Origin of the sequence: Pyxidicoccus trucidator (assembly GCF_010894435.1) — a bacterium.
Taxonomy (GTDB): Bacteria; Myxococcota; Myxococcia; order Myxococcales; family Myxococcaceae; genus Myxococcus; species Myxococcus trucidator.
Map to the genome: position 1 here is coordinate 297,972 of NZ_JAAIXZ010000004.1, position 26,022 is coordinate 323,993.

23 protein-coding genes are annotated in these 26,022 nt (G+C 68.8%); 13 read left to right on the forward strand and 10 right to left on the reverse strand.

Annotated features, from left to right (window positions below; genetic code table 11):
• Positions 1 to 71: 71 nt before the first annotated feature.
• Positions 72 to 677 (forward strand): tudor domain-containing protein, encoded by a 606-nt coding sequence (locus G4D85_RS14515; protein WP_164012233.1) that lies wholly within the window; start codon positions 72 to 74, stop codon positions 675 to 677.
• Between the two features lie 15 nt (positions 678 to 692).
• On the opposite strand, the gene G4D85_RS14520 is transcribed toward G4D85_RS14515, so the two are convergent.
• The 3 genes from G4D85_RS14520 to G4D85_RS14530 form a co-directional block, all read right to left on the reverse strand.
• Positions 693 to 1,793 (reverse strand): sensor histidine kinase, encoded by a 1,101-nt coding sequence (locus G4D85_RS14520; protein ID WP_164012235.1) that lies wholly within the window; start codon positions 1,791 to 1,793, stop codon positions 693 to 695.
• Between the two features lie 154 nt (positions 1,794 to 1,947).
• A complete protein-coding gene (locus tag G4D85_RS14525) occupies positions 1,948 to 2,565 on the reverse strand; it encodes a hypothetical protein (protein WP_164012236.1) in 618 nt (205 codons plus the stop codon).
• Positions 2,566 to 2,587: 22 nt separating this feature from the next.
• Positions 2,588 to 3,856 carry a monooxygenase gene (locus tag G4D85_RS14530; RefSeq protein WP_164012238.1) on the reverse strand — a complete coding sequence of 423 codons (1,269 nt, stop codon included), beginning with the start codon at positions 3,854 to 3,856 and terminating at the stop codon, positions 2,588 to 2,590.
• Positions 3,857 to 4,101: 245 nt separating this feature from the next.
• Between G4D85_RS14530 and G4D85_RS50290 the strand changes: the two genes are divergently transcribed.
• The 4 genes from G4D85_RS50290 (at position 4,102) to G4D85_RS14550 (ending at position 8,138) form a co-directional block, all read left to right on the forward strand.
• Positions 4,102 to 5,592: a sensor histidine kinase gene (locus G4D85_RS50290; protein WP_164012240.1), complete on the forward strand. Its 1,491-nt coding sequence runs from the start codon at positions 4,102 to 4,104 to the stop codon at positions 5,590 to 5,592.
• 114 nt (positions 5,593 to 5,706) lie between these two features.
• Entirely contained in the window at positions 5,707 to 6,366 is a 660-nt protein-coding gene (locus G4D85_RS14540) for a single stranded DNA-binding domain-containing protein (RefSeq protein WP_164012241.1), read from the forward strand.
• Between the two features lie 23 nt (positions 6,367 to 6,389).
• Positions 6,390 to 7,037 (forward strand): response regulator, encoded by a 648-nt coding sequence (locus G4D85_RS14545; RefSeq protein ID WP_164012242.1) that lies wholly within the window; start codon positions 6,390 to 6,392, stop codon positions 7,035 to 7,037.
• Between the two features lie 132 nt (positions 7,038 to 7,169).
• Positions 7,170 to 8,138, forward strand: a complete 969-nt coding sequence (locus G4D85_RS14550) for a LysR family transcriptional regulator (RefSeq protein ID WP_164012243.1) — start codon at positions 7,170 to 7,172, stop codon at positions 8,136 to 8,138.
• Here G4D85_RS14550 and G4D85_RS14555 read toward each other — a convergent pair.
• Together G4D85_RS14555 and G4D85_RS14560 are read right to left on the reverse strand one after the other, a co-directional pair.
• Entirely contained in the window at positions 8,077 to 8,445 is a 369-nt protein-coding gene (locus G4D85_RS14555; protein WP_164012244.1) for a response regulator, read from the reverse strand. The two genes, G4D85_RS14550 and G4D85_RS14555, sit on opposite strands and share 62 nt — an antisense overlap.
• A 55-nt stretch (positions 8,446 to 8,500) precedes the next feature.
• Entirely contained in the window at positions 8,501 to 10,909 is a 2,409-nt protein-coding gene (locus tag G4D85_RS14560; protein WP_164012245.1) for a CapA family protein, read from the reverse strand.
• A 138-nt stretch (positions 10,910 to 11,047) separates the two neighbouring features.
• On the opposite strand from G4D85_RS14560, the gene G4D85_RS14565 reads away from it, so the two are divergent.
• Positions 11,048 to 11,647, forward strand: coding sequence for a hypothetical protein (locus G4D85_RS14565; RefSeq protein ID WP_164012246.1), 600 nt, complete (start codon positions 11,048 to 11,050; stop codon positions 11,645 to 11,647).
• An 83-nt stretch (positions 11,648 to 11,730) separates the two neighbouring features.
• On the opposite strand, the gene G4D85_RS14570 is transcribed toward G4D85_RS14565, so the two are convergent.
• Positions 11,731 to 14,958: a DEAD/DEAH box helicase gene (locus G4D85_RS14570; protein WP_205525551.1), complete on the reverse strand. Its 3,228-nt coding sequence runs from the start codon at positions 14,956 to 14,958 to the stop codon at positions 11,731 to 11,733.
• Positions 14,955 to 15,776, reverse strand: coding sequence for a Hachiman antiphage defense system protein HamA (locus tag G4D85_RS14575; RefSeq protein ID WP_164012248.1), 822 nt, complete (start codon positions 15,774 to 15,776; stop codon positions 14,955 to 14,957). The genes G4D85_RS14570 and G4D85_RS14575 overlap by 4 nt, the downstream gene beginning before the upstream one ends.
• Before the next feature lie 208 nt (positions 15,777 to 15,984).
• Between G4D85_RS14575 and G4D85_RS14580 the strand changes: the two genes are divergently transcribed.
• Positions 15,985 to 16,419 carry an ATP-dependent helicase HrpB gene (locus G4D85_RS14580; protein WP_240359266.1) on the forward strand — a complete coding sequence of 145 codons (435 nt, stop codon included), beginning with the start codon at positions 15,985 to 15,987 and terminating at the stop codon, positions 16,417 to 16,419.
• Here the strand turns inward: G4D85_RS14580 and G4D85_RS14585 are convergent.
• Positions 16,403 to 16,837, reverse strand: a complete 435-nt coding sequence (locus G4D85_RS14585) for a ribosomal maturation YjgA family protein (protein ID WP_164012249.1) — start codon at positions 16,835 to 16,837, stop codon at positions 16,403 to 16,405. The genes G4D85_RS14580 and G4D85_RS14585 overlap by 17 nt on opposite strands.
• A gap of 224 nt (positions 16,838 to 17,061) precedes the next feature.
• Between G4D85_RS14585 and G4D85_RS14590 the strand changes: the two genes are divergently transcribed.
• On the forward strand, positions 17,062 to 18,156 hold the full coding sequence (locus G4D85_RS14590) for a helix-turn-helix domain-containing protein (RefSeq protein WP_164012250.1): 1,095 nt from the start codon (positions 17,062 to 17,064) through the stop codon (positions 18,154 to 18,156).
• A 6-nt stretch (positions 18,157 to 18,162) separates the two neighbouring features.
• Here G4D85_RS14590 and G4D85_RS14595 read toward each other — a convergent pair whose 3' ends face one another.
• A complete protein-coding gene (locus G4D85_RS14595; RefSeq protein WP_164012251.1) occupies positions 18,163 to 18,516 on the reverse strand; it encodes a helix-turn-helix domain-containing protein in 354 nt (117 codons plus the stop codon).
• 241 nt (positions 18,517 to 18,757) lie between these two features.
• Between G4D85_RS14595 and G4D85_RS14600 the strand changes: the two genes are divergently transcribed.
• The 5 genes from G4D85_RS14600 to G4D85_RS14620 all read left to right on the forward strand — a co-directional run bounded on the left by G4D85_RS14600 (position 18,758) and on the right by G4D85_RS14620 (position 25,416).
• Entirely contained in the window at positions 18,758 to 20,266 is a 1,509-nt protein-coding gene (locus G4D85_RS14600) for a GDSL-type esterase/lipase family protein (protein ID WP_164012253.1), read from the forward strand.
• Positions 20,263 to 22,518, forward strand: coding sequence for a serine hydrolase domain-containing protein (locus G4D85_RS14605; protein ID WP_164012255.1), 2,256 nt, complete (start codon positions 20,263 to 20,265; stop codon positions 22,516 to 22,518). The genes G4D85_RS14600 and G4D85_RS14605 overlap by 4 nt, the downstream gene beginning before the upstream one ends.
• Positions 22,519 to 22,656: 138 nt before the next feature.
• Entirely contained in the window at positions 22,657 to 23,547 is an 891-nt protein-coding gene (locus G4D85_RS14610) for a YIP1 family protein (RefSeq protein ID WP_164012257.1), read from the forward strand.
• A gap of 17 nt (positions 23,548 to 23,564) precedes the next feature.
• Complete coding sequence (locus G4D85_RS14615) at positions 23,565 to 24,422, forward strand: AraC family transcriptional regulator (protein ID WP_164012259.1); 858 nt, start codon at positions 23,565 to 23,567, stop codon at positions 24,420 to 24,422.
• A gap of 124 nt (positions 24,423 to 24,546) precedes the next feature.
• Entirely contained in the window at positions 24,547 to 25,416 is an 870-nt protein-coding gene (locus G4D85_RS14620) for a hypothetical protein (RefSeq protein WP_164012261.1), read from the forward strand.
• Between the two features lie 137 nt (positions 25,417 to 25,553).
• On the opposite strand, the gene G4D85_RS14625 is transcribed toward G4D85_RS14620, so the two are convergent.
• Positions 25,554 to 26,021, reverse strand: coding sequence for a GyrI-like domain-containing protein (locus tag G4D85_RS14625; protein ID WP_164012263.1), 468 nt, complete (start codon positions 26,019 to 26,021; stop codon positions 25,554 to 25,556).
• Position 26,022: the final 1 nt, after the last annotated feature.

Consider the following 26,022-nt stretch of genomic DNA (forward strand, 5'->3'; position numbering starts at 1 on the left):
CGTGGATGCAGGATGCGTCCTTGCATGCCCCGACGTACCTTCGGGTCCACACCATGGGAGTTTCCCGGAATATGAAGACCCTGCGCCGAGTCGCGTCGCTCGCCGCCCTGCTGGCCCTCGGGGGCCTGGGGGCGTGTGCCTCCCGTCAGCAGGCGCCGACCGCCTCCACCCCGCCCGCGCCCACCCAGGACGCGGCCTCTGTCGTCCAGTCCACGGAGGGTGGCTTCTCCGTCTCCATTCCAGGCCCCGTGAGTGAGGAGCGCCGCACGCAGACCACCGAGGTCGGCGAGGTGACACTCCACACCTTCATCGCCGTGCGCCCGGAGGCGGACACCGCCTACTACGTCTCCTACACGGACTTCCCCGCCGCCGCCGTGGCCCAGGCCGACCCGCGCGACGTGGTCGCCCGCGCCAGCCATGGCGCCCTGGAGGCCCTGGGCGCCACCGGCCTCTCCTCGCGCCCGCTGATGATGGACGGCTTCCCCGGCTGGGAGGTGGAGGGCGTCTCCGGCCCGCGCCACCTGCGCGGCCGCTTCTTCCTCGTCGGCCCACGCCTGTACCAGCAGCTCCTGCTGCACCCGGACGGCAAGCCGCCCCACGACGCGGACCGCTTCTTCGAGTCCTTCAAGCTGGACCCTCAAGTCACCGCGATGCTCACGGGCGCGCGCCGCTCCTGACGTCCCAGCGCGCCGCTACCGCGACGCCAGGTGCAGCGGCAGCCGCACGGTGAAGGTGGTTCCTTCCTCCCCGGCGGAGCGCACGGCGAGACCTCCGCCGTGCGCACGCACGATTTCGTGGGCGATATAGAGCCCCAGGCCCAGCCCCCGCCGTCCCGGCGTGTGCTCGCCGCGGCGGAAGGGCTCGAAGAGGTGCGCGCGCAGCTCCGGAGGAATCGCGGCGCCCTCGTTGTGGACCTCCAGCACCGCCAGGGAGCCCTCGGCCCGCGTCGTGACGGTGACCGGCGTGCCCTCCGGGCTGTGCTGGAGCGCGTTGCCCACCAGGTTGGACACCACCTGGGTGAGCCGGTTCCGGTCCCACCGCCCCGGAGGCATCGGCGCGAGCAGGCCGCGCAGCTCGCGCGCGGGCCAGGCCACCTCCAGCTCTTCGAGCACCTCCAGGCACAGCGCGTCCAGGTGCGTGGGCACCGGCTCCAGCGGGAAGCCGCCTCCCAGCCGCACGCGGGTGAAGTCCAGCAGATCGGCAATCATGCGCTCCATGCCGGCGGCGCTCCGGGCGATGCGGGCCACCACGCGGCCCTGGCGCTCGTCCAGCGTGCCCGCGTGCAGCAGCGCGTTGGCCCCGAGGAGGATGGCGCTCAGCGGGTTGCGCAAATCGTGGCTCACCACGCCGAGGAAGTGCTCCCGGAAGCGCGAGGTGCGCTCGCGCTCCTCCTCCGCGCGGATGCGCTCGGTGACGTCCAGCACGGTGCTGACGTAGCCCGCGACGTAGCCGTCCGGCTGCACGTGCGGCACATAGGTGGCGTTGATGCAGCGCGTGCCGCCGCTGTAGGGCACGGGCCGCTCGAAGTGGACGCGCTGGCCCGCGAGCGCGACGTGCACGGCGGGGCGCAGCAGCTCGTAGGCCGCGTCTCCCACCACCTCGCGCACGGTGCGGCCGAGCATCGCCTCGCGGGGGAGGTTGAACCACGCCGCATAGGCCGTGTTGGCGTAGAGGTAGCGCTCCGCCGCGTCCACGTACGCCAGCATCACCGGCGCCGCGTCCGCGACCACGCGCAGCCGCTGCGCGAAGGTCTCCAGGTCCTCGGCGGGCGGTGGCGGAAGTGGGGGGCGCAACACATTCCGGCCGTAACATGGCCGCAAGTCCAATGCTCACGGCCGGGTCCGGAAGTCCAAATCCAGACGCTCCGGGCGTAGGGCAGAGGTCAGTCCGGTGTAGGCTGTCTTCCGGCGGGCAACGCGCAGGCGCGCCACGGCGAGACGACGACGCTCAGGCGGCCCGTAGCAGGGGCAGGCCCGCTCGAAGACGGGCGACGATGCGCCGCTCCGAGAGGCTCCCTTCGTCGTCGAACAGCGAAGCATCGAGGACGCGGCGGCGCTCCTCGTCGTTCATGCCCTTCAGCGCCGCCACCCGCACCTCCACCCCTCCGTGGGCGGAGACGACGTTGCTCAGCGAGAGGGCGGCCTCTCCCGACAGGCGTCCCAGCGTCTCGAAGAAGTGCCCCTTCTCCAGCAGGCACCGCGCGGTGAGGTTCCCCTTCACCACGCACACCTCGTTGGAGAACGAGTTGCCGTACAGGTCTCCGACCACCATGTCACCCAGCACGACGAGCTTCCCCATCGTGAGCACGGCCCCGGCGCGCAGCGAGCCGGTGACGATGAGGCTCGTGTGCGGAGGGTTGACCAGCAGCCCGTCCACCTGGAGGTCTCCGAGGATGAGGCGGGACTCGAACTCGGGCTGCTCGAAGTCGGGCAGGTGCACCGGCCCCGGGACGACGGGCACTCCCTCCGGGACGGGACCGAAGTAGTCCCCGAACTGGGAGGGAATGCTGGCATTGAGGCTCGCGGCTTCATCGGCGGACAACGGGCGCGGGGTGGGGAGGCTCATGGGCGCCGCTCTATAACACCTGCTATTGAGTGACGTAGAGGTACGCGAGACACATCTCGTCTTCCGTGCCCTCGCCCCAGCGCACTGTGCGCTGCGTGAGGTTGTCCCAGACGCAGGTGAGCTGCAGCCGGGAGCGGCCCGACTTGAACTTCACGGGCTCCTCGTAGAAGTACATCTGCTGCCAGTGGAAGTCCCAGGCGGGAATGTCGATGAGCGTGTCCGCCTCCCGCTGCAGGACGATGCGCCGCCCCAGCGTGTGCATGTGCGGAATGACGCCCCACAGCGTGCCCGCATTCACAATCTGCTGGAAGGTGTACCGGTAGCCCTGCCCACCCGGTGGAATCGAGAAGCCGTCACCCGCCACGAGCAGCAGCGCGGCGGGGTTCGGCACCGGCTCGCGCGCGAACTGCAGGTCCACCGAGGTGCGGTCTGCCACGCGGGGGCCGTTGTTCAGGTTGTAGTGCACCTGCATCACCACCACACTCCCCGGCTGCACGCGCACGCCCGTGCCCTCCGGGTAGCGGGTGGGCGGAGTGCCTGGCGCCCACGCGCCCAGCACCGTCTGGTTCTCCACGCCGGAGTCTCCGAAGCACGTCCACCCCGGCCCGGGCTCGCTGGCGTCGGCCTGGCGCGCGTCCGCCTCGGGCACGTTGAAGAGCAGCACGTGGTGCACCTGGTGCGTCGTCCCCGGCAGCACCTCGAAGCCGATGACGTCTCGCGCAGTGGTGAAGCCCGGCTCCAGCAGGAAGCAGTGGTAGTCGTCCTGCTGGCTGCCATTGGGGGTGTACGCGTTGGCGGGCTCCAGGCGCGTGTCCACCCAGGACAGTCCTTGCGGCGCGGGCGCGGGCGGCGGCGCGGTGGCCGGGTCTCCCTCCGGCGCTCCCTGCGCGGACCACGCGGCCAGGAGGTCCACCTCTCCCCGCGTCAGCCGGCGCGAGTCCTGGAAGCGGTGCTCGCCCGGCGCGGGCATCCACGGCGGCATGCGCAACTGCGTCACCGCGCGGGCCACCTCCCCGTGCCGGACGGACGCCTGCGAGTACGCGCCCAGCGCGAAGGGCGCCATGCCGTCCTCGGCGTGGCAGCCCTGGCAGCGGCGCTGGACGATGGGCGCCACGTCGCGATGCCACGTCACCGGGCCTCCACTGTAGCTGGGGCCTCCCTCCTCGGGCTCGGGGGCACGCCCCTCGGGAAGCGGGAAGGCGTCGGAGTCCTCGCTGTCATCCTCCTTGTTACAGCCCACGGCTCCCAGTGCCACGGCGCCCGCAAGCAGCCCCATCCACAGTCGATTCATCCTTGAATCCTCCTCGTCCGGCGTCCGGCCCCGCGTGTCACGTCACCCTGACAGCGACGCGCTCCGCGCACATCCGTCCCCGGGTGGAGGCGGTTGCCCGCCTGGGGACGGAGGCCCCGCACCTCCTCTCGTGACTGGGGCTCCGCGGGTCGGCTCCCGAGAGGACTCAGTCTGGAGGCGGAGGGGGCGCTCCGCCTCCAGACGGTGGAGCCACGGGGGCGGGCGTGCCAACCTCCGCTGCATCCATGCGTCCCTTGCGTCCCTGGCAGCGGTTGCAGTGGCGGCTCACGCTCGCCTGCGTGGGCGCCACGCTGGGCCTCGCGTTGCTGCTCGTCGGGGTGCTGCTGGCTTTGGCCGGCAACTACCTGCTCCGCTCGCAGGGCATGGCGGTGGACGTGGCGGCGGAGGTGCTCGGCAAGGGGATGGTGCTGGCTCCGGCGCTGGCGGCGACGCCCCCGGACGTGGGCGCGATGGAGCGCATCCTCTTCCGCGAGCTGGCCCAGGAGGATTCGTCTTCGGTTGCGCAGGAGAACGCGGTGGAGGTGGAGATTCGCCTCGGCGGCCCCAGCGCGGGCACCGTGGGCGTGCTCGATGCGAAGGGCACGCCCTTGCTGGCGGTGGACTTCTCCCGCGCGGGCGTGTCGCGCGCGGAGGCCTTCCGTCCGTCGGCGGAGGAGGCGGTGCTCATCGGCCGGGCGCTGTCCGGCGTCACGGCGCCGGAGTCCCTGGGGCTGCGCGGTGAGAATGGGGGCCTGGTGGCGGCGGTGCCGGTGCGGGGAGCGGGCGGCCAGGTGCTGGGCGCGGTGGTGGCGCGGATGACGCCGCCGATGCGGCCGAGGGACTTCGTGGGCTCGGTGCTCGGGTTCGTCCTCGCGCTGGGCGTGCCGCTGGTGCTGCTGGGCACGGCCGTGGGGCTGGTGGTGGGTGCGCTCAGCGCGCGCCGGCTGCTGGCGGGGCTGCGGCCCCTGACGTCCGCCGCGGATGCGTGGGCGCGGGGGGAGCTGGACGTGGTGGCGTCCGTGCCGCCCGGGGACGAGCTGGCCGTGCTGGCCGACAGGCTCAACCAGATGGCCGGGCAGCTGCGCGCCGTGGTGGGGCTGCGGCAGGAGCTGGCCGCCCGAGAGGAGCGGGACAGGCTGGCGAGGGACCTGCACGACACGGTGAAGCAGCACCTGTTCGCGGCGGCGATGCAGCTGGGCGCGGCGAAGGCGCATCTGCCGCGCCAGCCCGAGCGCGCCGAGGCCTGCCTCACCGAGGCCAGTGAGCTGGTGGGCACCTCGCAGCGCGAGCTGGTGTCCCTGCTGCAGGAGCTGCGGCCCCGCTCGCTGGAGGGCCCGTGGCCCGAGTCGCTCCGTCAGCAGGTGGAGGCGTGGTCCGCGCGCACGGGGATTTCCGCCGACGTGCGGCTGGACGCGGGGGCGCTGCCGCCGCCTGTCGCGGAGGCGCTGCTGCGCATCCTTCAAGAGGCGCTGGCGAACGTGGGGCGGCACAGCGGCGCGAGCCGGGTGCGCGTGTGGCTGGGGAGCACCGGGCCGTCACGCCAGGCGCTCGTGGTGGAGGATGACGGGCGCGGGCTGCCGGCCGAGCGCCGTGGCGGCATGGGCCTGGACATCATGCGCGAGCGCGCGGAGGCCCTGCCGGGCGGGCACTTCCGGCTGGGGCCGGGTGAGGCCCTGCCGGGGCTGCGCCTCGAGGCGGCCTTCACCGCGCACACCGGACCTCAGAGGGGGGCGTGAGCCGTATGACCCAGGCATGACTGTTAATTCATGAATTTCCGGATATAAACCCAGACGCGCAATGAAGCGCTGGCGCTCAACGCTTCCTCCGGGAAGCCGAACCGGGAGCACGTCATGGTTGAGATGAGAATGCAGTGGAAGGCCGGACTGGCCGCGCTGCTCGCGGTGGTGGCCCTTGCCGTTCCTGTCCCGGTCATGGCGAAGCCCTCGGACGGCTCCATCGCCGCGGCTCGTCAGCAGCCCCTGGGCACCACCGTGACGGTGGTGGGGGTGGCGACGTCATTCACGGGAGGCTTCTTCCCCAATGACAACGGCTTCGCCATCCAGGACAAGAAGGTCGGCATCTACATCCTCGACTCGCTCGCGGCGAACATCGAGGTCGGCCAGGTGGTCCGTGTGACGGGCACGCTGACCAACTCCTTCGGGCAGGTGCTCAGCGTGGTACCGACGTCCATCGAGGTGCTGGGAGAGGCGCACGAGCCCCGACCCCACCCCGTGAAGACAGGCGACGTGAGCGAGGAGACCGAGGGCCGCCTCGTCCGCATCAAGGGCACCATCGTCAGCGACATCGAGGATGACTTCCCCTACGGGTTCAAGTTCGAGGTGGATGACGGCACCGGCCCCACCGTCGTGTTCATCAATACCGGCACGGGCATCGACGTGAGCGGGCTGGAGCAGGGCCAGCGTGTCGTCATCCAGGGCTTCAGCGGCCAGTTCCTGGACCACTACGAGGTGGACCCCGTGTTCCCTGAGGACATCCGCGTCCTCCCCTGACCGGGAGGGCTTCGCGAGACGACATGCCGCCACTCACCGTCCTCATCACCGATGACCACACGCTGGTCCGCCAGGGCATCCGCGCGCTGCTGGCGGCGCAGTCCGACATCGAAGTGGTGGGCGACGCGGCCACGGGCGAGGCCGCCGTGGAGCTGGCGCGCGAGCACGCTCCGGACGTGGCGCTCGTGGACGTGCTGATGCCGGGCATGGGAGGCATCGAGACCACGCGGCGGCTGAAGGAGGCCAGCCCCCGCACCCAGGTGTTGATGCTCACGTCCTCGCACGACGCGGAGCACATCGTCCCCGCGCTGCGTGCCGGTGCGCTCTCCTACCTCCTCAAGGACGCGAGCGCCGAGGAGCTGGTGCAGGCCGTGCGCCGCGCGGCGGCGGGTGAGGCCACCCTGCACCCGCGCGTCGCCGGCCAGGTGGTGCGCCTGCTGCGCGAGCCCTCACGGGAGCGGCCTCCCGCGCACTCGGAGCTGAGTGAGCGTGAGCGCGAGGTGCTGCTGCTCATCGCCGACGGCGCCTCCAACGCGGACATCGCCACGCGGCTGGGCGTGTCCGAGAAGACGGTGAAGTCCCACGTGAGCAACATCCTGGGCAAGCTGCACCTGGATGACCGCACCCAGGCCGCCGTCTTCGCCTGGCGCGAGGGCCTGAAGCAGCGCTGAGCCTCTCGCGCACCGGCCAGGCACGCGCAGGTGGCGCAGCGGCCGTCCAGGCTCCGGCTCAGCTCACCGCCGACGGCCCGTGTGACGAGTCGTTGGCCCCGGTGATGTTTCATGAGGTATGGAATCACCCCCATGAATCTCTCGGCGGTGGACCTGAACCTCTTCCTCGTCCTCCACGCGGTGCTGGAGACGGGCAGCGCCACGGGGGCGGCGCGACAGCTCCACGTCACGCAGTCGGCCGTGAGCAATGCGCTGGCGCGGCTGCGGGACGTGCTGGGGGACCCGCTCCTGGTGCGCAGCGGGCGCGGGCTCGTGCCCACGCCCCGGTGCGAGGCGCTGCGGCCCCTCATCGCCTCCGCGGTGAGTCAGCTCCAGATGGCGGTGGACGACAACCGCTTCGAACCCTCCGAGAGCACGCGTCAGTTCACCCTCTCCTGCGGTGACAACCAGGACCTGTGCGACTTGCCGCTCATCGTCGAGGCCTTCTCCCGGCGCATGCCCAGGGCGCGGCTGCGCGTGGTGAGCATCGACTACGTCGTCGCGACGGACGGCGTGGCCACGGGGGACGTGGACGTCGCACTGGGCCCGGTGCAGGTCGCCTCACGCGAGGGCTTCTTCGCCGAGCCCCTCTACCTGGATGAGGTGGCGTTCGTCGCCCGGAAGGACCACCCGCGCCTGCGCGGGACGACGCTGACGAAGGAGGCCTTCTGCGCCGTCCAGCACGTGGACATGAACATCGCCGGGGGACGCCCGGGCGTGGGCCACCGCCTCTTCGCGGAGCTCATGAAGGAGCGCGGCCTCACCCGGCACGTGGCGCTCTCCGTGTCCCACTTCATCGCCGCGGGCATCGCCGCCAGCCGGACGGACTACGTGGCGGGAATGCCCGGACGCACGGCGGACGCACTCTGCGCCATGCTGCCGCTGAAGCGGCTGGAGCTGACTCCCAAGGTGCCGCCGATGGTCATGGCGCTCATCTGGCACACCCGCACGCACGAGGACCCGGGCGCCCGCTGCTTCCGGGAGCTGGTCATCGACACGCTCAGGGATGGCAGTGTGCAGCGACCGCCGCCAGCAGCTCGTCCATCTCGAAGGGCTTCTTGATGATGGTCTTCACGCCCGGGAACATGCCCCGCCCGCTCGCGGTGACGAGGATGACGGGCAGCTCGGCCAGGGCCGGAACCTTCTGGAGGTGCCCGACGAGCTCCTCTCCGTCCATCACCGGCATCATCAAATCCAGGAGGATGATACAGGGGCGCAGCGGCGGCTCGCTGCTCAACAGCGCCAGCGCCTCCCGGCCGTTGTCGGCCTGCACCACCCCGTAGCCCTCGAAGGAGAGGATGTCCTGGACGGCTTCCCGGATGTCGGGGTCGTCGTCCACCACCAGGACGGGGTTCGATGCGGGGCTCACGCGGGCATTCTCGTGAGAATGCCGGGAATGGGAAGAGGGAACGCCCGAGAATGTCTCAGGGCACGCGGTGCTCCCGGAAGGTGACACGCAGCGTGTATCCCCCGGGGGCGGACTCCACCCGGACGAAGTCGCGAGGCTGGGGTGTCTCCAGGCGCAGCATGCCGCCTTCGCTGTCGCGCTCCCAGGCCACCACCGCCAGGTCGTCCATGGCGAACAGGCCCACCCCCCTGGCGGGTGGAGCGCTACGGAGTGACAGCTGCAAAGCCCATGGCGCGTTGTAGAGGTCCGGCCGCGCGGGGGCCGTGGGGAACGTCAGGTCCGTGTCCACCTGCGTCCAGTCGAACGTCCCGCCCGGATGCCGCAACACCTCCTGCTCGCCGAGTACTTTGTAGAACTGGATGGGTTGGTACTGGACGGTGACGTGGAACGCGCCGGCGCCGGTGCCCCTCAGCCAGCCCACCACCGTCAGCGACTGGCGGGGCCGGCCCTCCGCGAAGCCCGGCAGGCGGAGCCGGTTGCGCAGGTCCACCACCGCCGGCTTGCGCTCACTGGCGGCGCGCGTCTGGCAGAGCGCCGCGGCCCCCCGGTGCGGTGAGTCCTGGCACACGAAGCCCGCTCCGCCCTCCAACTCCCAGCGCACGGCCTCGTTGGCGTCGCCGTCCACGTCGTGGTCCTCGAAGTCGCCGTGCAACAGCACGTCCCGCCCGGCGCGCAGCCGGCGGACATCCACGCGCTGGCCACCCGAGTCCACCACTTCCACCACCGCCAGGGACTCGCCCTCGCGACGGAAGGGGCGCAGGTCCACCGTCGCCCTGCCGCTCGCGTCCACCGTCACCGGCACGTCCACCTTGCGCTCGGCCACGGCTGCCTCGGTGCCCTCGGGCAGCAGCTCTCCGGAGGCCAGGTGCGGCACCAGCGTCACGTCACCCTCGCGTGACAGCTCGGAGAGGTTGCGCAGCGTGAGCTCCGCCAGCTCTCCCGTGACGGGGCGGGGACGGTAGTCCTCGAGGTAGACGGGCAGGGCGCGCGCACGGGACACGGTGGCGCCGCGCAGCTCCACCTCCGTCAGCAGGCCCACCATGGTCTCCAGGCGGTCCTGGTCGAAGGCGAGGTTGCCCAGGGACTGGGCCACCAGCACGCCCCGGTAGCGCAGGAAGCCCTGCGGCGTGTGCGGGTGGTGCGCGATGACGAGCGCCGCGCCCTGGTCCACCGCGTTGCGGAGTTGATGCTTCGTGAAGCCGGCGGGCCGCTCGCTGTACTCGGTGCCCGTGTGCAGCTGGGCGATGGGCACCCGTCCCGCGGCACGCTCGCCGCCAAGCGTCGCCGCCACGCGCGCGCTGTCCCGCAGGTCCGCCGCGCCGCCCTGGGTGGCCGTGGCCACGTAGGTGTGCTCGTGGTCGCTGCCGCTGATGGAGCACATGGACACGAAGCTGTAGGGCGCTCCCGCCAGGCTGGTGCGCCACGGACGGAAGGCCTCGTCCGGCGTGCGCCCCGCGCCGCTGTGCGAGAAGCCCGCCGCCGTGACGTGGCGGAGCGTGTCCTCCAGGCCCGAGGCGAGGTAGTCGTAGACGTGGTTGTTGCCCAGGCTCACGTAGTCCACGCCCAGCCACTTCAGCGCGGGCAGCGAGCCGGGCAGGGTGAAGAAGGCGAAGTCCTTCGAGCCGTGGGGCGTCTTCGGCGCGTCCGTCACCGGCGTCTCCAGATTCACGACGCGGAACTCCGCCACCTGGAAGAAGGGCCGGATGTGCGTGAAGACCTCCTTCGTGCCGGGCAGCGGGTCCGACGCGCGGATGAGGGCGTCCGGGTGGTCCTCGGGGACGCGGTCCCTGGGCGTCTGCTCCGACGGGTCCAGGAAGCGGCGGCCGAGGGAGACGTCTCCGCCGAAGAGCATCCGCACGCCGCCATCCTTCGGCGTCAGCCGCAGCGGAGGCAGGCTCACCTTCGTCTCGGGCAGCCCGCGCCGCAGCTCCACCGCGACGATGGAGGGACGGAAGCCCTCCGCCTCCACCTGGAGGAGCGCGTTGTGCCGGGCGAGCACGCGGAAGCGGAAGCGTCCGTCCGTGCCGGTGCGCTCGGTGGCTTCACCCAGGCGCACCGTCGCGCTGGCCACGGGGGCTCCCGTGGTGGAGAGCACTGCGCCTTCCAGTGCTATCGCGGTGCAGGCGTAGGCCTTGCGTGCCTCGCGCTCGGCCTGGGGCACGGAGGCGGAGTCTCCGGTCGGCTCGGGAGCGCAGGTGGTCAGGGCCGGCGTGTCCTCGGGCGGGACTTCTTCAGGCGTCGGGTCAGGCGTCGGCTCGGGCGTGGGATTCGGGAAGGGGCTGGGCGCCGGGGCCGGCGGCGAGCCCGCGTCGGGCTCCTCCACGGAGGGGGCCGTTGTCCCCGGAGCCTGAGGTGCACCGGGCTCACTCGAGCAGGCCACCAGACACAGCGCGAGCCCTCCGGCGGACAGCCACCGATGCCACATCTCCGTCCCCTCCCTTGCACGCCTGACCCTCCCCAGGGTGTGGGCCGCGGCAGGCAGGTGCCAGGAACGTTCAGTCTTCGGGGGCTGGTTGCCTGCTCTGCGGTCGGACCGACATCGTGCGTTGGTTAGAGTGGAGGCATGACCGCTCGCCTCCTCCTGCTCCTCGTCGCGCTGCTACCCGCCGTCGCTTCGGCCCAGGCGCCGAAGCTTCACAACTACGACATCATCATCGTCGGCGGTGGGAAGACCGAGGCGGAAGCGCAGGCCGTGTTGGACCGGCTGAAGGCGAAGGTGCTCTGGGTGCGCCTGACGACGGGAAGCTGGGACTACCCCGGCGTGAAGAAGTCCGACGACTACCCCGGCCTCAACAAGGGGCTGTACATCGCCGTCCTCGGGCTGTGCAGCCGCGGCAAGGAGTCCGGGAGCAGGCACCTCCTGAAGGCGGTGAAGGCGCTGGAGCCGGGCGCGTACTCCAAGCACATCCGGGGCCAGTATGGAAACCCGTGCCCGCCGGTTGGCGCCTTCACCCCGCCGGATGCCGAGGAGAAGAAGCACCTGGACCGCATCGCGAAGGAGCCCCGCTCGGCGGATGCGTTCTACGCCTATGGCCTGTACCTCAAGGAGGGGGGACGCCTGGAGGAGGCGCGCATCGTCACCGACGAGGCGGTGGAGATTGATCCGAACCATGCCGAGGCGAAGGTGCTGGCCCAGACGCTCATGGTGCTGCTGACGGACTGAGCTGCGGCGGGGTGCCAGGAAGTCCTTCTGTTGCGCTCATCTAACGGTGAGCGACCGTTAGTCGCTTGCGTATGTTCATGCTGTTAGGCCCCCGAGAATTCTTTCCATATCCACTGTAGATCGGTGGGGCTTAGGGGGGATTTCTTGGGGAGGCTATTCCTCCAGTCGCCCTCGCTAAGGTCTCCTACCCAGCTACGTAAGTCATCGAATGATTGAGGGGCTCGCCCAGTGCGAGTTTTCCACAAACGCCCTAGTCCTTCAGCCACCACACGCGGAACCCCGACCATTCGGAACCAGACTGCCTCTTTGTGGCTAACCCCGAAGTAGAGCATAGAGGGGACATGTTCCGCTTCTTCCCGGCCAGCGTCTGTCGTCCCAGCAAGACAAATAGACTCTAGTGCCCCAATGCCCCACGATGCTCGGCCTAGGAGCTTTGAGAAGAGATATTTTGAGAATTCGGAGAGTTCCTTGTCTGGATCTTTGACGATTCCCGGTGTTTCTCTGACATGGCGCCGCGCAATAGCGTCTAGTGGCTCCCCCCGAACCCAGTCGCGTAGAATAGATGCTACACGCCTTGCATCAAAAGGCCCGACGTCGTCGCTACCAAGCTGGATTTCGGGCAGGGAAGCAATGGCAGAAATGCGCGATGTGAGTGGCGCTAGGTCCTCACCGAAAAGCCGGGTGGGCATCCATTCAGAGGCCTTCTGAAACTCAGGAGTCCCGCGCTTTCGTTGCAATAGGTTGAGAACGCTTGGAGTGGCGAAGCCAGTCTGATCAGCTAGGACCAGAGTGCCTCTGGGCAATCCTCGAACCTGTTCTAGATAAGCGCGGCAGAGCGCAATAAGACGCTGTACTGCCGGTTCACTCTGGGCACGAACTTGGTGGTAGACGAGGCTTGAACGCAGGATGTCCTCTACCTCGTCAACATGTGCGGCAAAATCGTCACTGCCTGAGACACGTAGCGCATGCGCCAAGAACTGGAGTAGCGGAGAGAGTTCCGGCACATTGAAAAGTGTGTTGATGTCAAACTTTGTGCCTATCTCATCGATGCGCTTGATGAGGATGGCGAGTTGGCTGGAGATGGCAGAGGCTTCGCCTTTTAGAAAATCAGAGAACTTTGTTACAGCCGCCGTCGTTGGGGCTGGGAACGCTACAAGCCCCACTGGATCTACCAATGTTCGTCCTGCGCGCCCCGCGATATTCCAAAACTCAGAGTAAGTAAGGTCATCATTTCCCTTCTGTAGAGTCTCAATGATGACCGTTGAAATAGGGAAATTGACACCTTGAGCCAAGGTCGTAGTCCCACATACGACCTTGATATGACCTCGACGAATAAGTCCTTCAAGGAGGGAACGAGCTTCTAGCGAGAGGCCGGCATGGTGGTAGACGACCCCATGACGGATGCACTCGGAGAGTGCCGATTTCCTGCCGATTTCTGCCTCAAGATAATGGGAAACAGACTCGCATTCGGGGGTTAAGGGGACCTCTGGAAGTACCTTTGCGAGTTCTCGCGCTCGGGTGACCGCAGTGCCTGGGCCTCGGCAGAGAACAAGTGTTGAACCCTTGGTGCTCAATGCCTCTACGGCTTCGCGGACCAATGAGCGGATCGATGCTTGACCTGACGTGCCATTTTTTCTGGCAAGGGTAATCTTCAGTCCAGCGCGAACGTCAACGTTATCTGCCGCCGATAGGGTTTCCAGTATGAGTTTCTGAGTCCCCTTTTTCTTCTCTGCGCGGAGCGCGCCTACTACGCGGCGGGACGGTCGCCAGTTAACTCTAATGGGAGGAATGGTGCGCTCATCGCCCAGCCACGTGAGCAGGTCCTGGGACTCCGGAATGAATGGGGAGAGAAGAAGGAAACGTACGCCAGGCTTGTCTCGCTTGATTGTTCCAAGGAGAAGCTCAAGTCGTGGCCCTCGATGTCGCTCCGCAATGCTGTGTGCCTCATCTGCTATCACTAGTGCTAGGTTCTTAGTGATAACGTGATCCTTCCGGACTAGGAGGTCGAGCTTCTCAGGGGTCGTGACAAGAATGTCAGTACCACTTTGGAGAAGACGATCCTCGGTAGGATCCAGTTCGAAGGCTGGAACTGCCTGTTCAACTCGCAGCTTTAGGTCGCGGAAGTCTGCTCGGAGTTCGAGAGTAACCTGGTTGACTAGTGCACGAGTGGGAACGATATATGCAATGGTTCCATGGCTCAGTGCTCGCGTCTGGACAATGGCAAACTTTGCAAGCAGCGTCTTGCCAGCGCTTGTAGGCATTTCAACAGCGATAGCGCGAGGGTAGGGATCAAGAAGGCGATCCCGAAGGGCGGTTTGCTGCGCTGGCCAGAGTTCGATTACAGGCCGCTCCGCTCCGCGGCGAGCTAAGTGACTTGCAAGCTCCTTCGCAGGCTCACCTAAGCCCTCCACCTGTGCCCAAATGCAGTTTTGGACAAGTTCTCTGCAGCCTAAGTGGAGGAGACGCGCGAGGTGCGCAGAAGGTTGGTCTCCCACTGATTCGAACGCTGTCGTTGCTTGATCTTGATGCCGTTCAAGGCGAGTCAGAGTTCGGCTTGCCGCATCCTTGCCAGTGCTAAGGTAGTCGCCACATAGGGTGACAAGTTGGGCGAGATGGTAGAGACCCACCAGTGAGAGGGCGGCCTGTACAGAGGTGCTATTGTCGTCAGATTGTTTGAGCCAAGTGTCCTCGAACTGCGCTTGTAGTTGGCGTAGCTCAGCTATGGATTGGAGGGCGTCGTCAATATCTTTCCATCCACCTTGTTTCCGAACAAGGAAAACAAAGGCACGAAAAACATTTGATGCAACGTGATTTTTCCAGTCGCGAGGGCCTGGTATGTCCGAAAACGTGAACCGGCAGAGATCCAGACGCGCCTCTGCAGAACGGCCGCAAGCAATGCTCGCAACTCCAAGGTGAAGAGCTAGGGCGAGTTCGGGCGAAATCAATGCCTCTGGCATCTCGATGGCCATCAAACTCTTCCCTTGGGTTGAGACTATTCGAGAGGACCCTTTGATATCCTCTTCGCTTGGTAGGCCTATTAGCCCGCGCCAACAGGCAGAAGCCATGCCGAAGGCTGCCTGAGCGGACGCACGATCAGAGACGGATTTTCGTGCGGTCCATTTGCGGTAAGCGCCAAGGCCTTGAATCTCATATAGAAAACCTAGCCGTGGCAGTCGCTCAGGCTGAACTGGGATGGTGGCCGAAGTGGGCTCGGATGCCAACGTCGCCGCTATCGTGGCTTCGACTACTTGCTGTATGTCATCGGCAGCTCCCGTCTCTCTCAGGATTGCTGTGAGATCGACGTGGTTCATGCTGCCTCCACCGAGATGCAGTGCTTGTACCAAGCGTCAACCGTTGGATCGATTTCATCTGGAGTACATACAATCCAGAAGCGGACTTGAGAGGGTTGGAAAGCCCCTGGCTTTTTTAGGAACTTTCCGAAGTCGGTTTTCTTATGGCAGTGTTTTGGTCGGACCAGCACGCAGTATGAGATGATTTGCAGACGGTCCCATTGCTCTTTATCTAAGAGGAGTGCAGCTGCGAAGAGGTAGTTTCGGATATCTTCATCGCGGACGTGTCTCGCTAGGTCGAACAGTTTATTGCGTGTCACTTTGAGTTCGGTGCGATGGAAGAGTTGTTGTTTGTGTAGCGAGTCGTTTGACTTTTCGACCACCTGCGGGGGGGAGACATTCTCTCCAGATACTTTGGTTTCACCAAGCACTAGTGTGAGAACCGGTCCCAGCTCTACTCCCACAAGATCAATGCCCCTACCCGGTAGACTCACGAGTTCACGGTCGCGGATGCTGCGATACCCGAAACGAGTGGCATACTCTTGCTCTAGGAGCATGTATGCGATGGTTTCGCCGAAATCGCTGCGAGTGACATCAAACGTGTCGCCCGTGCGCTTAGGAATGCAGGCCGTTGATAGTCTCGCCTTTAGGCCCGCGACATCGAGGATCTGGATGCCGTCCAGTTGCACCTCTGACAACGGCAGCGCTGTCTCTGTGCGCAGACGACAGTATTCCTTGGCAACAGCCTGCAGGAACGACTCTGGATCCTGCGGGGTCACGACTCGGAAATGATGGCTCCCGTTGTCGTAGTTGGCCACCTGTGTCAACACGATGCTCATAGTGGGGCGTGCTCACCGAGAGGTAGGCTGTTGGATGGAACGTTCTGGCCTCGACTAAGGCGCACTTTAGCACACTGCGAGGCCTGCTATTGAGTTTAGCCATGTTCTCTGCTTAGAGCGGCCTCCAATCGTTGCGGCCACGTCCATCCTGAGGTGTCAGGGCCGACCGCGATACTCGTCCTCCAGACAGTCCCGGAGGTGGCAGCCCATGTCGAGCCCGATGACCGGTGTTCACGCCGCGCAGGTCCTCACCCCGCCGCACCGCCCCGAGCTGGCACCCCAGGCTCCGGTGGATACGCAGGGTGCGTCGAGGTTCGACGGCGTCCTCGCGGACAAGGCCCGCGCCGCCAGCGAGGTCCAGGCCACGCCCGCTGCTCAAGCCGTGCACACGGTGGAGGCGGTCGCCCCGACGGAGCGGCCCGTGCTCAACGCCGTCTCCCACGTCGTGCGCGCGCTGGAGCAGGGGCAGCGTGATTTGGACCGCATCATCCAGGAGGCCAGCTCCGGCAAGCCGTTCTCCAACGCCGAGCTGCTGTCCCTCCAGGCCTCCATGTACCGCTACACGCAGGAGCTGGACCTGGTGAGTCGCGTCGTGGAGAAGGCCACCACGGGCCTGAAGGACGTGGTCAAGACGCAGGTGTAATCGGTGCCGCGCGAGGTCGCTGCGCGGCGCTGAGCCCGAGGCCCAGCAGCACGCCGGCCGTGTAGCAGACGAGGTCGCTCCACAGGAACCCCGCGCCCAGCACCAGCCGCCCGGGGAGCGTCCTTCGCACCGCGTTCAGCCAGGGCGCTTGATAGAGCTGGCTGCACTCCACCGCGAACGAGAAGGCCAGCGCCGCACCCGCGACGTGGAGCACCGGGCGCGCGGGCGCCACGAAGCGCAGCAGCAGGAACACCAGCAGCGCCCACAGCGTGTCCCCCGCGTAGGCCGCGAAGAACGGCGGCCACGGCAGCGCCTTCGAGCGCGAGGCCAGTCCCAGCGCCAGCACGAGCACCGCCAGCACCAGCGAGGTGAGGCGCACCCAGCGCGTCGAGGGGGGAGGGGCGGAAGGAACGTTCATTCCACCCAGGTCTACACGGTGGCCGGCGCGGTGGGGAGCGGCCCGTACGTCCTGGTTCCCGGGCCGCGGGGAGGCCGAGGCCGCGGGAGTCCGAGGCTCCGGTGGTTCTGACCTCTATCTGTCCACGCTTCACGCGTCCGGTGCCTCCGGGCTCCGGCGCGGGTTGGCGCGAATCCTCACTCGGGGTGCTAGGGTACCCACCGGTTTCGCGCCGGAGGTGCCGAATGGGGACCCCCTCCCTGCATCTGAACTCTCACGAGCAGGGGCTCGTGCTGGAGATGGTGGAGGCCCTGGGCAGCTCGCTCAAGCTGGGCGAGGTGCTCGACCAGGCGTATGGGCTGCTGGCGCGGCTGCTGCCCGCGGACTGCGCGGCCATGTGCGTGTCCCAGCCGGAGCTGCCCGGCGGCTACGACTGGGTGGTGACCCAGATGCCGGAGGCCTTCGTCACCCACTACGGCGAGCTGTCCGCCGTGGACTTCGTGCGCGAGGCCGTCGTCCACCAGCCCAATGTCGTGCTGCGCGACTCGGAGATGGTGGCGCCCAGGGCGCTGGAGCGCACCGCGCTGTACCAGCGCTGCCATGAGATTGGCTTCCCCATGGAGCACGTCATGTCCGTGCTGCTGGACCCGCGCGGCGACTGGCATGGCGGCCTCACGCTGTACCGCGAGCGGCAGCGGCCCTTCTCCGACAAGGACCGCGCCCTGCTCCAGCGGCTGACGCCGCTGCTCGTCAACACGGTGCGCAACTGCCGGCTGCTCGGCCACGAGTCGCGCCGGGCCACCCTGCTGGACACCCTCTTCCACCACCAGGGCGCCGAGTGCGTGGTGCTGGCGGCTCCCGGCCGAGAGGTGATGCGCACCGAGCACGTCACCCCGCTGCTGGAGCGGTGGTTCTCTCCGCTGGAGCGCGCACCGGGCGGACTGCCCCTGGCCCTGCTGGCACCCCTGACCCGGCCCTCCAGCGCCATGGGGCTGGAGGCGCCTCCGCCTCCGCCGGCCTGGCTGCGCGAGGGCCCGGTGATGGACCTGCGCGTCACCTACGTACCCCTGCCACCGGATGGCCAGGGCCGGCGTGAGTGGGCGCTGCTGCTGCGGGAGACTCCGCACGGCACACCGCTGCCCGACGCGTGGCGGGAGCGCCTCACGCCTCGCGAGATGGAGGTGGTGGCGGGCGTGCTGCGCGGTTGGGACAACCAGCTCATCGCGGACGACTTGAAGTGCTCGCTGGGCACGGTGAAGAAGCACCTCCAGCACGTCTTCGACAAGCTGGGTGTGTCCAGCCGCGCCGCGCTCCTGCACCACGCCGCGCGGAAGCGGTGAGCGTCGTCAGTGTTCCTCGAACATGGCCTGGATGACCCTCCAGGCTCGCTGCACGTCCCGTCCCGAGCGGTGGGCCAGGAAGTCGCAGACCTCCGCCACGGCGTCGGTGCGCTCGCGCTCGAAGCCCTGGAAGAGCGTCTTGAGCGACACGTCCAGGCCCACTGCCAGCTTGCCCAGGGTGTCCAGCGAGGGTGAGAACGAGCCGCGCTCGATTCGGCGGATGCCGTCAACGGAAAGGTCGCTGCGTTCGGCCAGGGTCTCCTGGGTCAGCTCGCGAGAGTTTCTCAGCTTGCGTATGTGGTCGCCGAACCGGCGATGCAGCCGCGTCCAGTTCGCTACCCTGTTCTTTGGTTTCTCCATAAGTCGCGGCGGATAATTTGGGGCCTGGGTGCCCCAAGTGAAGGGAGGATGTTCGGGGCTTGACCTTGCATGTTTGCAGGGCTCCTTCTCGTAGGTTTGGGTTGTTCGGGAGCGGGCGAAGCAAGGGCTACCCGGTTGCGAAAAGCACCGCGCCCGGGGTGAGGACGCCAGCGGGCAGGGGAGCACGGTCGCCGGCCGGGAACATGCGTGGGCGGGGGCTTTCGTCTACGCTCCCGGCCGCATGACGTCTTCGGAAGTCCGGTGGAGTGGACGGCGGGCCTGGCTCCCCGTTCTGGCCTGTGGCCTGCTGACCGCCTGTGAGATTGGGTCAGACCCACGGCGCCTCACGCCCACATCCATCCTCCCAGCGGTGCCCGCCACGCCTCGGGAGGCTCCCGTCGCCCCCCAGGCTCTGCCCGCCGTGCGGGAGCTTCCGCTCGCACCCGCGTCCGGCCGGGTGATGCCTGCCCGGCCGCCCCGCACCCAGGCGCTCCAGGAACTGGCGGAGCGGCTCGGTGCGCCCGGCGCGCGGGTGGATGACCCCTGCGTGGCCCCGGCCGGCAGCGGCTGCGCGCGCACGGCGCTGGCTCCCTTCTTCGACTCGCTGGACTCGCTGGCGGTGGGCAGGGCGTCCAGCCCCACCGTCATCGAGGCCTTCGGCAACTCGCTGATCGCCGGCGACCGCATCGTCGACGTCATCCGCGAGGACCTGGACACGGCCTTCGGGAGCGCGGGCCGGGGCCTGCTACTGGTGGACCGCATGGCGCCCTACGGGGGACGGGGCCGCGCCAGCCAGAGCGCCAGCGGGTGGCAGCCGCGCACGCTGGGAGAGCTGCGCGCGCCGCCGCTGTCCTTCGGCATCACCGGCGTGTACCACGTGGCCACCACCGCGAAGGCCCGTGGCCGCTTCCGCCTGGACGGGGAGTCCCGGGGCACGCTGTGGTGGCTGGACGTGCCGCAGGCGGGCGCGCTCACCGTGTCCAGCGGCGGCCAGGTGCTGGCGCGGACCGAGCCCGCGGGAGACGGCGCGCCGCGCGCCACCCGCTTCGAGCTCCCCAAGGACGCCACGTCGGTGGACGTCATCGCGGAGGGCAAGGGCGCGGTGGTGCAGGGCGTGGTGCTCCAGCATGCGCGGCCCGGCATCGTCCTGGACATGCTGGGGGTGCCCTCGGCGGACGCGGGGCTGTACGCGCGCGTGGACGACGCCGCGCTCCGGACGCAGCTCGCCGAGCGCGAGCCCCGGCTGATGCTCTTCTTCCTGGGCGGCAACGAGTCGAAGCGAATCGAGTGGAAGCGCATGGACCTGGAGAAGCTGCGGACGGACCTCCAGGCTCTGCTGCGCCGCGCGCGCGCGGCCGCCCCGGCCAGCGCCTGCATGGTGGTGGGGCCCATGGACGCCGTGAGCGGCAAGCCCGGCCAGAGCCCGACGCTGAAGCAGCGCCCCTTCCTGGAGGCCGTCGTCGCCGCCGAGCGCGAGGTCGCCACGGCGGAGGGCTGTGCCTTCTTCGATACCTTCACCGCCATGGGCGGCCGGGGCTCGCTGGCGCGCTTCTACAAGGCGGGCTTCATGCACGACGACCTCGTCCACCCGCGCGGGCAGGGGTTGGACCTGCTCGGCCACCTCGTCACGGACGCGCTGCTGCGCGCCTGGGTGGAGACGCCACCTCCGTCCGGCAGGGTGGCCTCCCTGAGCCCCGGGACGGATTCCCGGGCTCCCTCGCCCGCCCCCACCGCGGAGGCCGCGCCATGAGCGCCTCATCCTCGAAGTCCCTGGTCGCCGCCTTCCTGCTGCTGCTCGGGCCCGTCACGTCGCTGGCGGCGCCGCGCGGCGCTCCGGTGTGCGAGCCCGTCAACGCGGAGGCCGGTGCCGAAGCGCCTGGGACTCCGAGCCAGCTTTCGCGCGAGTTCCCTCCCGAGGTGCAGCGCGCGCTGGACGGCATCGTCCGCTCCGAGCTGTCCGTGGGGCCCGTCGCCGGCATGTCCGTGGGCATCACCCGGGGCGAGCAGCGCTGGGTGTGCGCCTACGGGCACAGGGACTTGACGCGCAAGCTGCCGGCGACGCCTCGCACCACCTACCGCATGGCGTCCGTCACCAAGTCCTTCACGGCGGTGGCGGTGCTCCAGTTGGCGGAGCAGGGGAAGCTGGACCTGGACGCGGACATCAGCACGCTGGTGCCGACCTTCCCGCGCAAGCAGTGGCCCGTCACCGTGCGGGACTTGCTGGGCCACCTGAGCGGCGTGCCCACGTATGACGGCGTGGCGTCCACCCACAACGTGAAGCCGGTGAGCACGACGGAGGCGCTGGCCGTCTTCGCGGACAAGTCCCTCACCTTCGAGCCGCGCAGCCGCTACCTGTACACGACGTGGGGCTACAACCTGCTGGGCGCCGCGGTGGAGGCGGCGTCCGGCCAGTCCTACCGTGACTACCTGCGCGAGCACGTCTTCAAGCCCGCGGGCATGGCGCACGCCGACCTGGACATCACCGCCACGCGCGACGAGCACCAGGCGGCGGGCTACCGCGTGCTGGGCGGGGTGCTGAAGCCGTCGCGCTTCCTGGACGTGTCCAGCCGCTTCGGCGGCGGCGGCACCCGCGCCACCGTGGGAGACATGCTCGGCTTCGGCCGCGCGGTGCTGGCGCACACGCTGGTGTCGCGCGAGACGATGGGCCGCATGCAGTCGTCCATGGCCACCAGCGACGGGCGCCTCACCGACTACGGCATGGGCTTCGCCACCTATCCGCTGCGCGGCCACTACCTGGTGGCGCACGCGGGCGGACAGAACGAGACGACGACGCTGCTGGTGATGTTCCCCGCCGAGGACACGGTGATTGCCCTGGCCACCAACGTGGAGGGCGAGGCGAAGCGGCTGCGGCGCCTGTCCATCCGGCTGATGGAGCAGGTGCTGGAGGACGGCGTCACCCGCCGCGACGCGCACCTGGCGGACGCGGTGGATTCGGTGGTGTACGAGGGCCTGGGCCGCATCGCCAGCTACGGGCTGGCGTACCACCAGTGGGCCACGCGCGGGCCGGGCTCGCTGCCCGCCGACGCGGACCTGCCGGGCGCCTTCGCTCGCGTCTCCGAATTGCTGGACCGCAAGGAGATTGCCCGCGACGCACGCGCGGCGCTGGAGCGCATCAAGGGAGCGCATGACCCGCGCCTGGGCTCCGTCTTCATCCGCGTGGGCGCGCACATGGCCCGCACGCTGGAGAAGACGCACGGCGCCGCGCGGCTGCGCACCTACCCCGCCGAGGGGCCGCTGTCCTTCTTCGCGGACTACCTGGCCGCGTGCGATGAGCAGGGCCTGCCCGACACGGAGCGCTTCGGCGGGCCGCTGCGCGAGGACCTGCTGCGCTTCGTCGCGAGCTGGAAGCGCGCGGAGGTGCCCGCGCTGCGCCGCCTGCGGCTGGATGAAATCAAGGACGCGGAGCGCCACTGGCCCGCGCTGCGCGAGGCGGCGGCCCGGGCTCCCGAGGTGCGGCCGGACTACTCGGACGAACTGCTGCGCATCGCCGAGGGCCATGCGCTGAAGAAGCAGACGCCAGCACGACTGCGCTGGCTGGAACGCGCGGTGGAGTTGCAGCCACGCAGCGTGGACTCGCAGGTGGCGCTGGCGCAGGCGCTGCTGGTGGCGAAGCGGGACGCGGAGGTGCTGCCGCACCTGCGCGAGGCGCTGGCCACGCCCCAGGGGGCCCTGACGCTGACACCCGCGGGGCTGATGAAGCGCGCGGGCGAGGCGGAGTCTCCGCAGGTGGGCCTGGGCCTGCTGCGCGCGGGCGTGGCATTGCACCCGGACTCGCCCGAGTTGTGGGAGGCGCTGGCGAAGCGCGAGGGCGCGCAGGGGCACAAGACGCAGGCGAAGGCCGCGCTCCGCCAGGCCCGCCGCGCGCGTGAGGCCCCGCCCGCGCCCACGTCTTCCGCGAGCCGTGGTGGTGGAGAGCGGAGCTCCAGCGGCCCGGTGCCGGATGACCACGGGCTCGTGAAGCCGCGCCAGCAGGCGCCCTGAAGCGCTCGCCCGGGCCGCGATGTCCGGAGGGTTTCCTGCGCTGGGCGTGCGGGCACCATTGCCCCTGAGTGCCACCGCCCGGGGGCTGGAGACACCCGGCGCCCGCGAGGGCGGCTCCGTGCGAGGATGCGCTCGCTCATGGCCCTTTCCTGTCCCCATTGTCCGGCCTTCGTCGTCCCCGGTGCTCATTCCTGCGGCATGTGTGGCGCCTCGCTGCTGACGGAGGCAGTCCCCGGCTCCGGAGAGGCCGTGTGCGCTGTCCACCCGGAGCTGCGGAGCCTGCACTCGTGCAGCCGCTGCGGCAGCTTCGCGTGCGCGCAGTGCCTGCGGCAGAGCGAGCGGGGCGAGCTGCTCTGCGCCACGTGCCACGCGCGCACTCCGGTGGGACTGGTGGCGTGGGACCGACGTGAGGAGCTGGGGACGCCGAGGGCGTTCTGGGACACGTGCATGGACATCATCCTCCGCCCGGAGGCCACCTTCGAGCGCATCCAGCCCTCGGGAACGGTGGGCAGCTCGCTCGGCTTCGCGGCGCTGTGCTCGTTCGTCGGCATCTTCACCACCGCGTTCATCTACATGGGCATCATGGCCGTGACGCCCGGGGCATCACCGGCCATGGAGGGCGACGGCGTGAATCCGGGGGCGGCCCGCGCCATTGGCGTCGGAGTCTTCGGCACGTGGATTGTCATGGCTCCCATCGTGGGGCTGTGCTCCACGCTGCTCGTCTCCGGCGTGGACCACCTCATCCTCCGCGTGGCGGGCAACACCGAGCACCCCTTCGCGGTGACGCTGCGGGGCAATGCCCTCTCGCAGGCGCCGTACCTGCTGGGGCTGATTCCCTTCTGCAGCATGTATGTGGTTCCGTTCTGGGCCATCGGACTGCGCGTCATCGCCTACCGGAACCTGCACGGCCTGAGCTGGGGTCTGGCGGCGCTCGGCGCGCTCGCGGGGCCCATGCTCTCCTGCTTCGTGTGCGGCGGTGGGTACCTTGCGCTCATCCTGGGCATGGCGACGCTCGCGGGGAAGAGCTGACGCGGGAGCGACGCGCAATGCCACGCCGTCAGACGACCGAGGCCGACTACCAGCGAAGGCTCCTGCGCGCCCAGCAGCTCCTTCAGGAGCGCCTGGACGAACCGCTGGAGCCCACCACCCTGGCCCGGGCGGCGCATTTCTCCCTGCACCACTTCCACCGCATCTTCCGCGCGCAGATGGGAGAGACGGTCATGGAGCACGTGCGCCGCCTGCGTCTGGAGCGGGCAGCGCGAAGGCTCCGCGCCACGGACGTGCGCCTGCTCGACCTCGCGCTCGAGGCCGGCTACGAGTCCCACGAGGCCTTCACGCGGGCCTTCATCTCCCGGTTCGGCGTGCCCCCGTCCGAGTTCCGCGAGCAGCCCTCATCGCGAGTCCTCGCCTGGAGCCAGGCGCAGTCCCGCGCGCCCGGAGTAGACGTCCAGGTGCGCGACTGCCCGGCGCTGCGCGTGGCCTTCATGCGCCACCGGGGCAGCTACGCGGGCGTCGGGCCCTTCTGGGAGCGGATGATGGACTGGGCCACGCGCCACGGGCTCCTCGGTGCGGAGCCCGTCCTGTATGGCGTGTGCCCCGACGACCCCGAGGTCACCGCGGAGGAGTTGCTGCGCTTCGATGCCTGTGTCGCTGTCGGTCAGGCGTTCGTCGCCGATGACGCGGTGGGCATCATGGACCTCCCCGCCGGTACGTATGCCGTCGGGCTGCATCGCGGCTCCTACGCGCGGCTCAACGAGACGTACCTCGAGGTCATCGGACGTTGGTTCCCCACGAGTGGGTACGAGCTGGCCCCGGATGCAGTCGTGGAGCACTACCTCAACGACCCCGCGCGGACTCCCGAGGAGGAGCTGCTCACCGAGGTCCGCGTCCGCGTCGCCGACTGAGGACCCATGGATGCCCTGCTGGCGCACGCGCGATACAGCGCGGCGTGCCTCATGCGGGAAGGATGCGCTGCCCATGATTCAGCCATGATGTGACTGGAGGCGGACCTTGCCATCATCACGCAACATGCGCTCCCGTTCCTGCTCGCTGCTGGCTTTGCTGCTCCTCTGCGGCTGCTCCCATCCCTCCATCACATCGCCGAAGACTGGAGGGGAGGGCACGCCTGCCGTCGCGGCCCGGCCCCCGGAGGGTCCGCTGTCCAAGGCCGCGCTCGAAGCCGTGCGCAAACGCGCGATGTACATCGTGGACGCAGAGCGCGCCGCCATCCGTGCCACAGACCTCCTGCTGGAGATGAAGGAGCACGACAAGTCGAAGCTGGGGAGCTTCCTTACCGTGCCGCGAGGCGACAGCTGGTACGGCATGTTCGGAAAGCTGGATGACAAGGGCACCTTCGTGCCCGCGTATGCCTTTCACTCGCCGCGCGCGGTGCCCGAGAAGATGGAGCCGTTGCCCCTGAGCGCGCTGCCCGGGGACTTCAGCGCCGAGGCGCGCGCGGTGGCGACGGCCTTGAAGCGGGCCTATGCCGCCCATGGCAGGCCGCGGCTCAATCCGGTGGTCCATGCGGAGGACGGGGGCCTCTCCGTCTACGTGCTGCAGGGCTTCAACGAGCGAGGGCTGTACATGCTCGGCGGTGACTTTCGCTTCGACTTCAGCCGGGATGGGCGCAAGGTCCTCAAGGAGGTCGCCCTGCACAAGAGCCTCATCCAGGTGGACCTCCGCGAGGATTCGGAGGAGCAGCGCACCGAGGCCTCCTTGCACTCGCACATCCTGTTCCCCGGGCCGGTGGAGACCGAGTGGGCCCTGCTGATGCTCTACCCGGAGCTCAAGACGCTGTACGTGGCCGCCCAGGGCTCGCGCTGGATGTACGCGATGCACCCGGACGGTAGGGTCCGAATCATCGATACGAAGGAGGAGAAGACGGTCGACCCGGAGTGAGCCCGGGACGATGCACGGATGCGCTGGAGCCTCTTCGTGGCGTCGCTCGTCACGACGCGATTGCAATCCCCTGACTTGTCGTGGGGCGAGCTTCAGGAAGGCCGCGGCGTCTTGCGGCCTGGGGTTTCACCCACCTGTCAGGCGCTCCCGGACAGGCCCACCACCACCTCGGCTTCGACGAGGCCCTGGCCCAGGGAAGCCAGCGCGTATCGCTCGTAGTCGGCGGCGTAGCGCCGCTCTCCGCGCCGCTCCCACGCCTCCCCCACGTGGGCCCAGGTCCGCCAGAGCGCCTGGGCCGGGTCCCCCCGGGCCATGAACCGCGCGTAGTTGCCACGGGGGATGACCACCTTGCGCATCCCCTCGGGGACGGGCGCCGTCGCGTCGGCCTGGACGCCGAGGAGCATCGTGTAGGCGCCGCGGTAGTCACTCTCGTAGTCGCAATAGACGGCGTAGACGTCGCGCGCGCCCGGCAGCGCCGGCAGGGACTCCTGCATGAACCGCTGCCAGAACGCGGGGATGTCCCGGGCGGCCTGCTCGGGCGAGGTGCGCAGCGCCGGACCGAGGATGACGAGGTCTTCGTCCTGCTTCAGGTACTCCGCATGCATC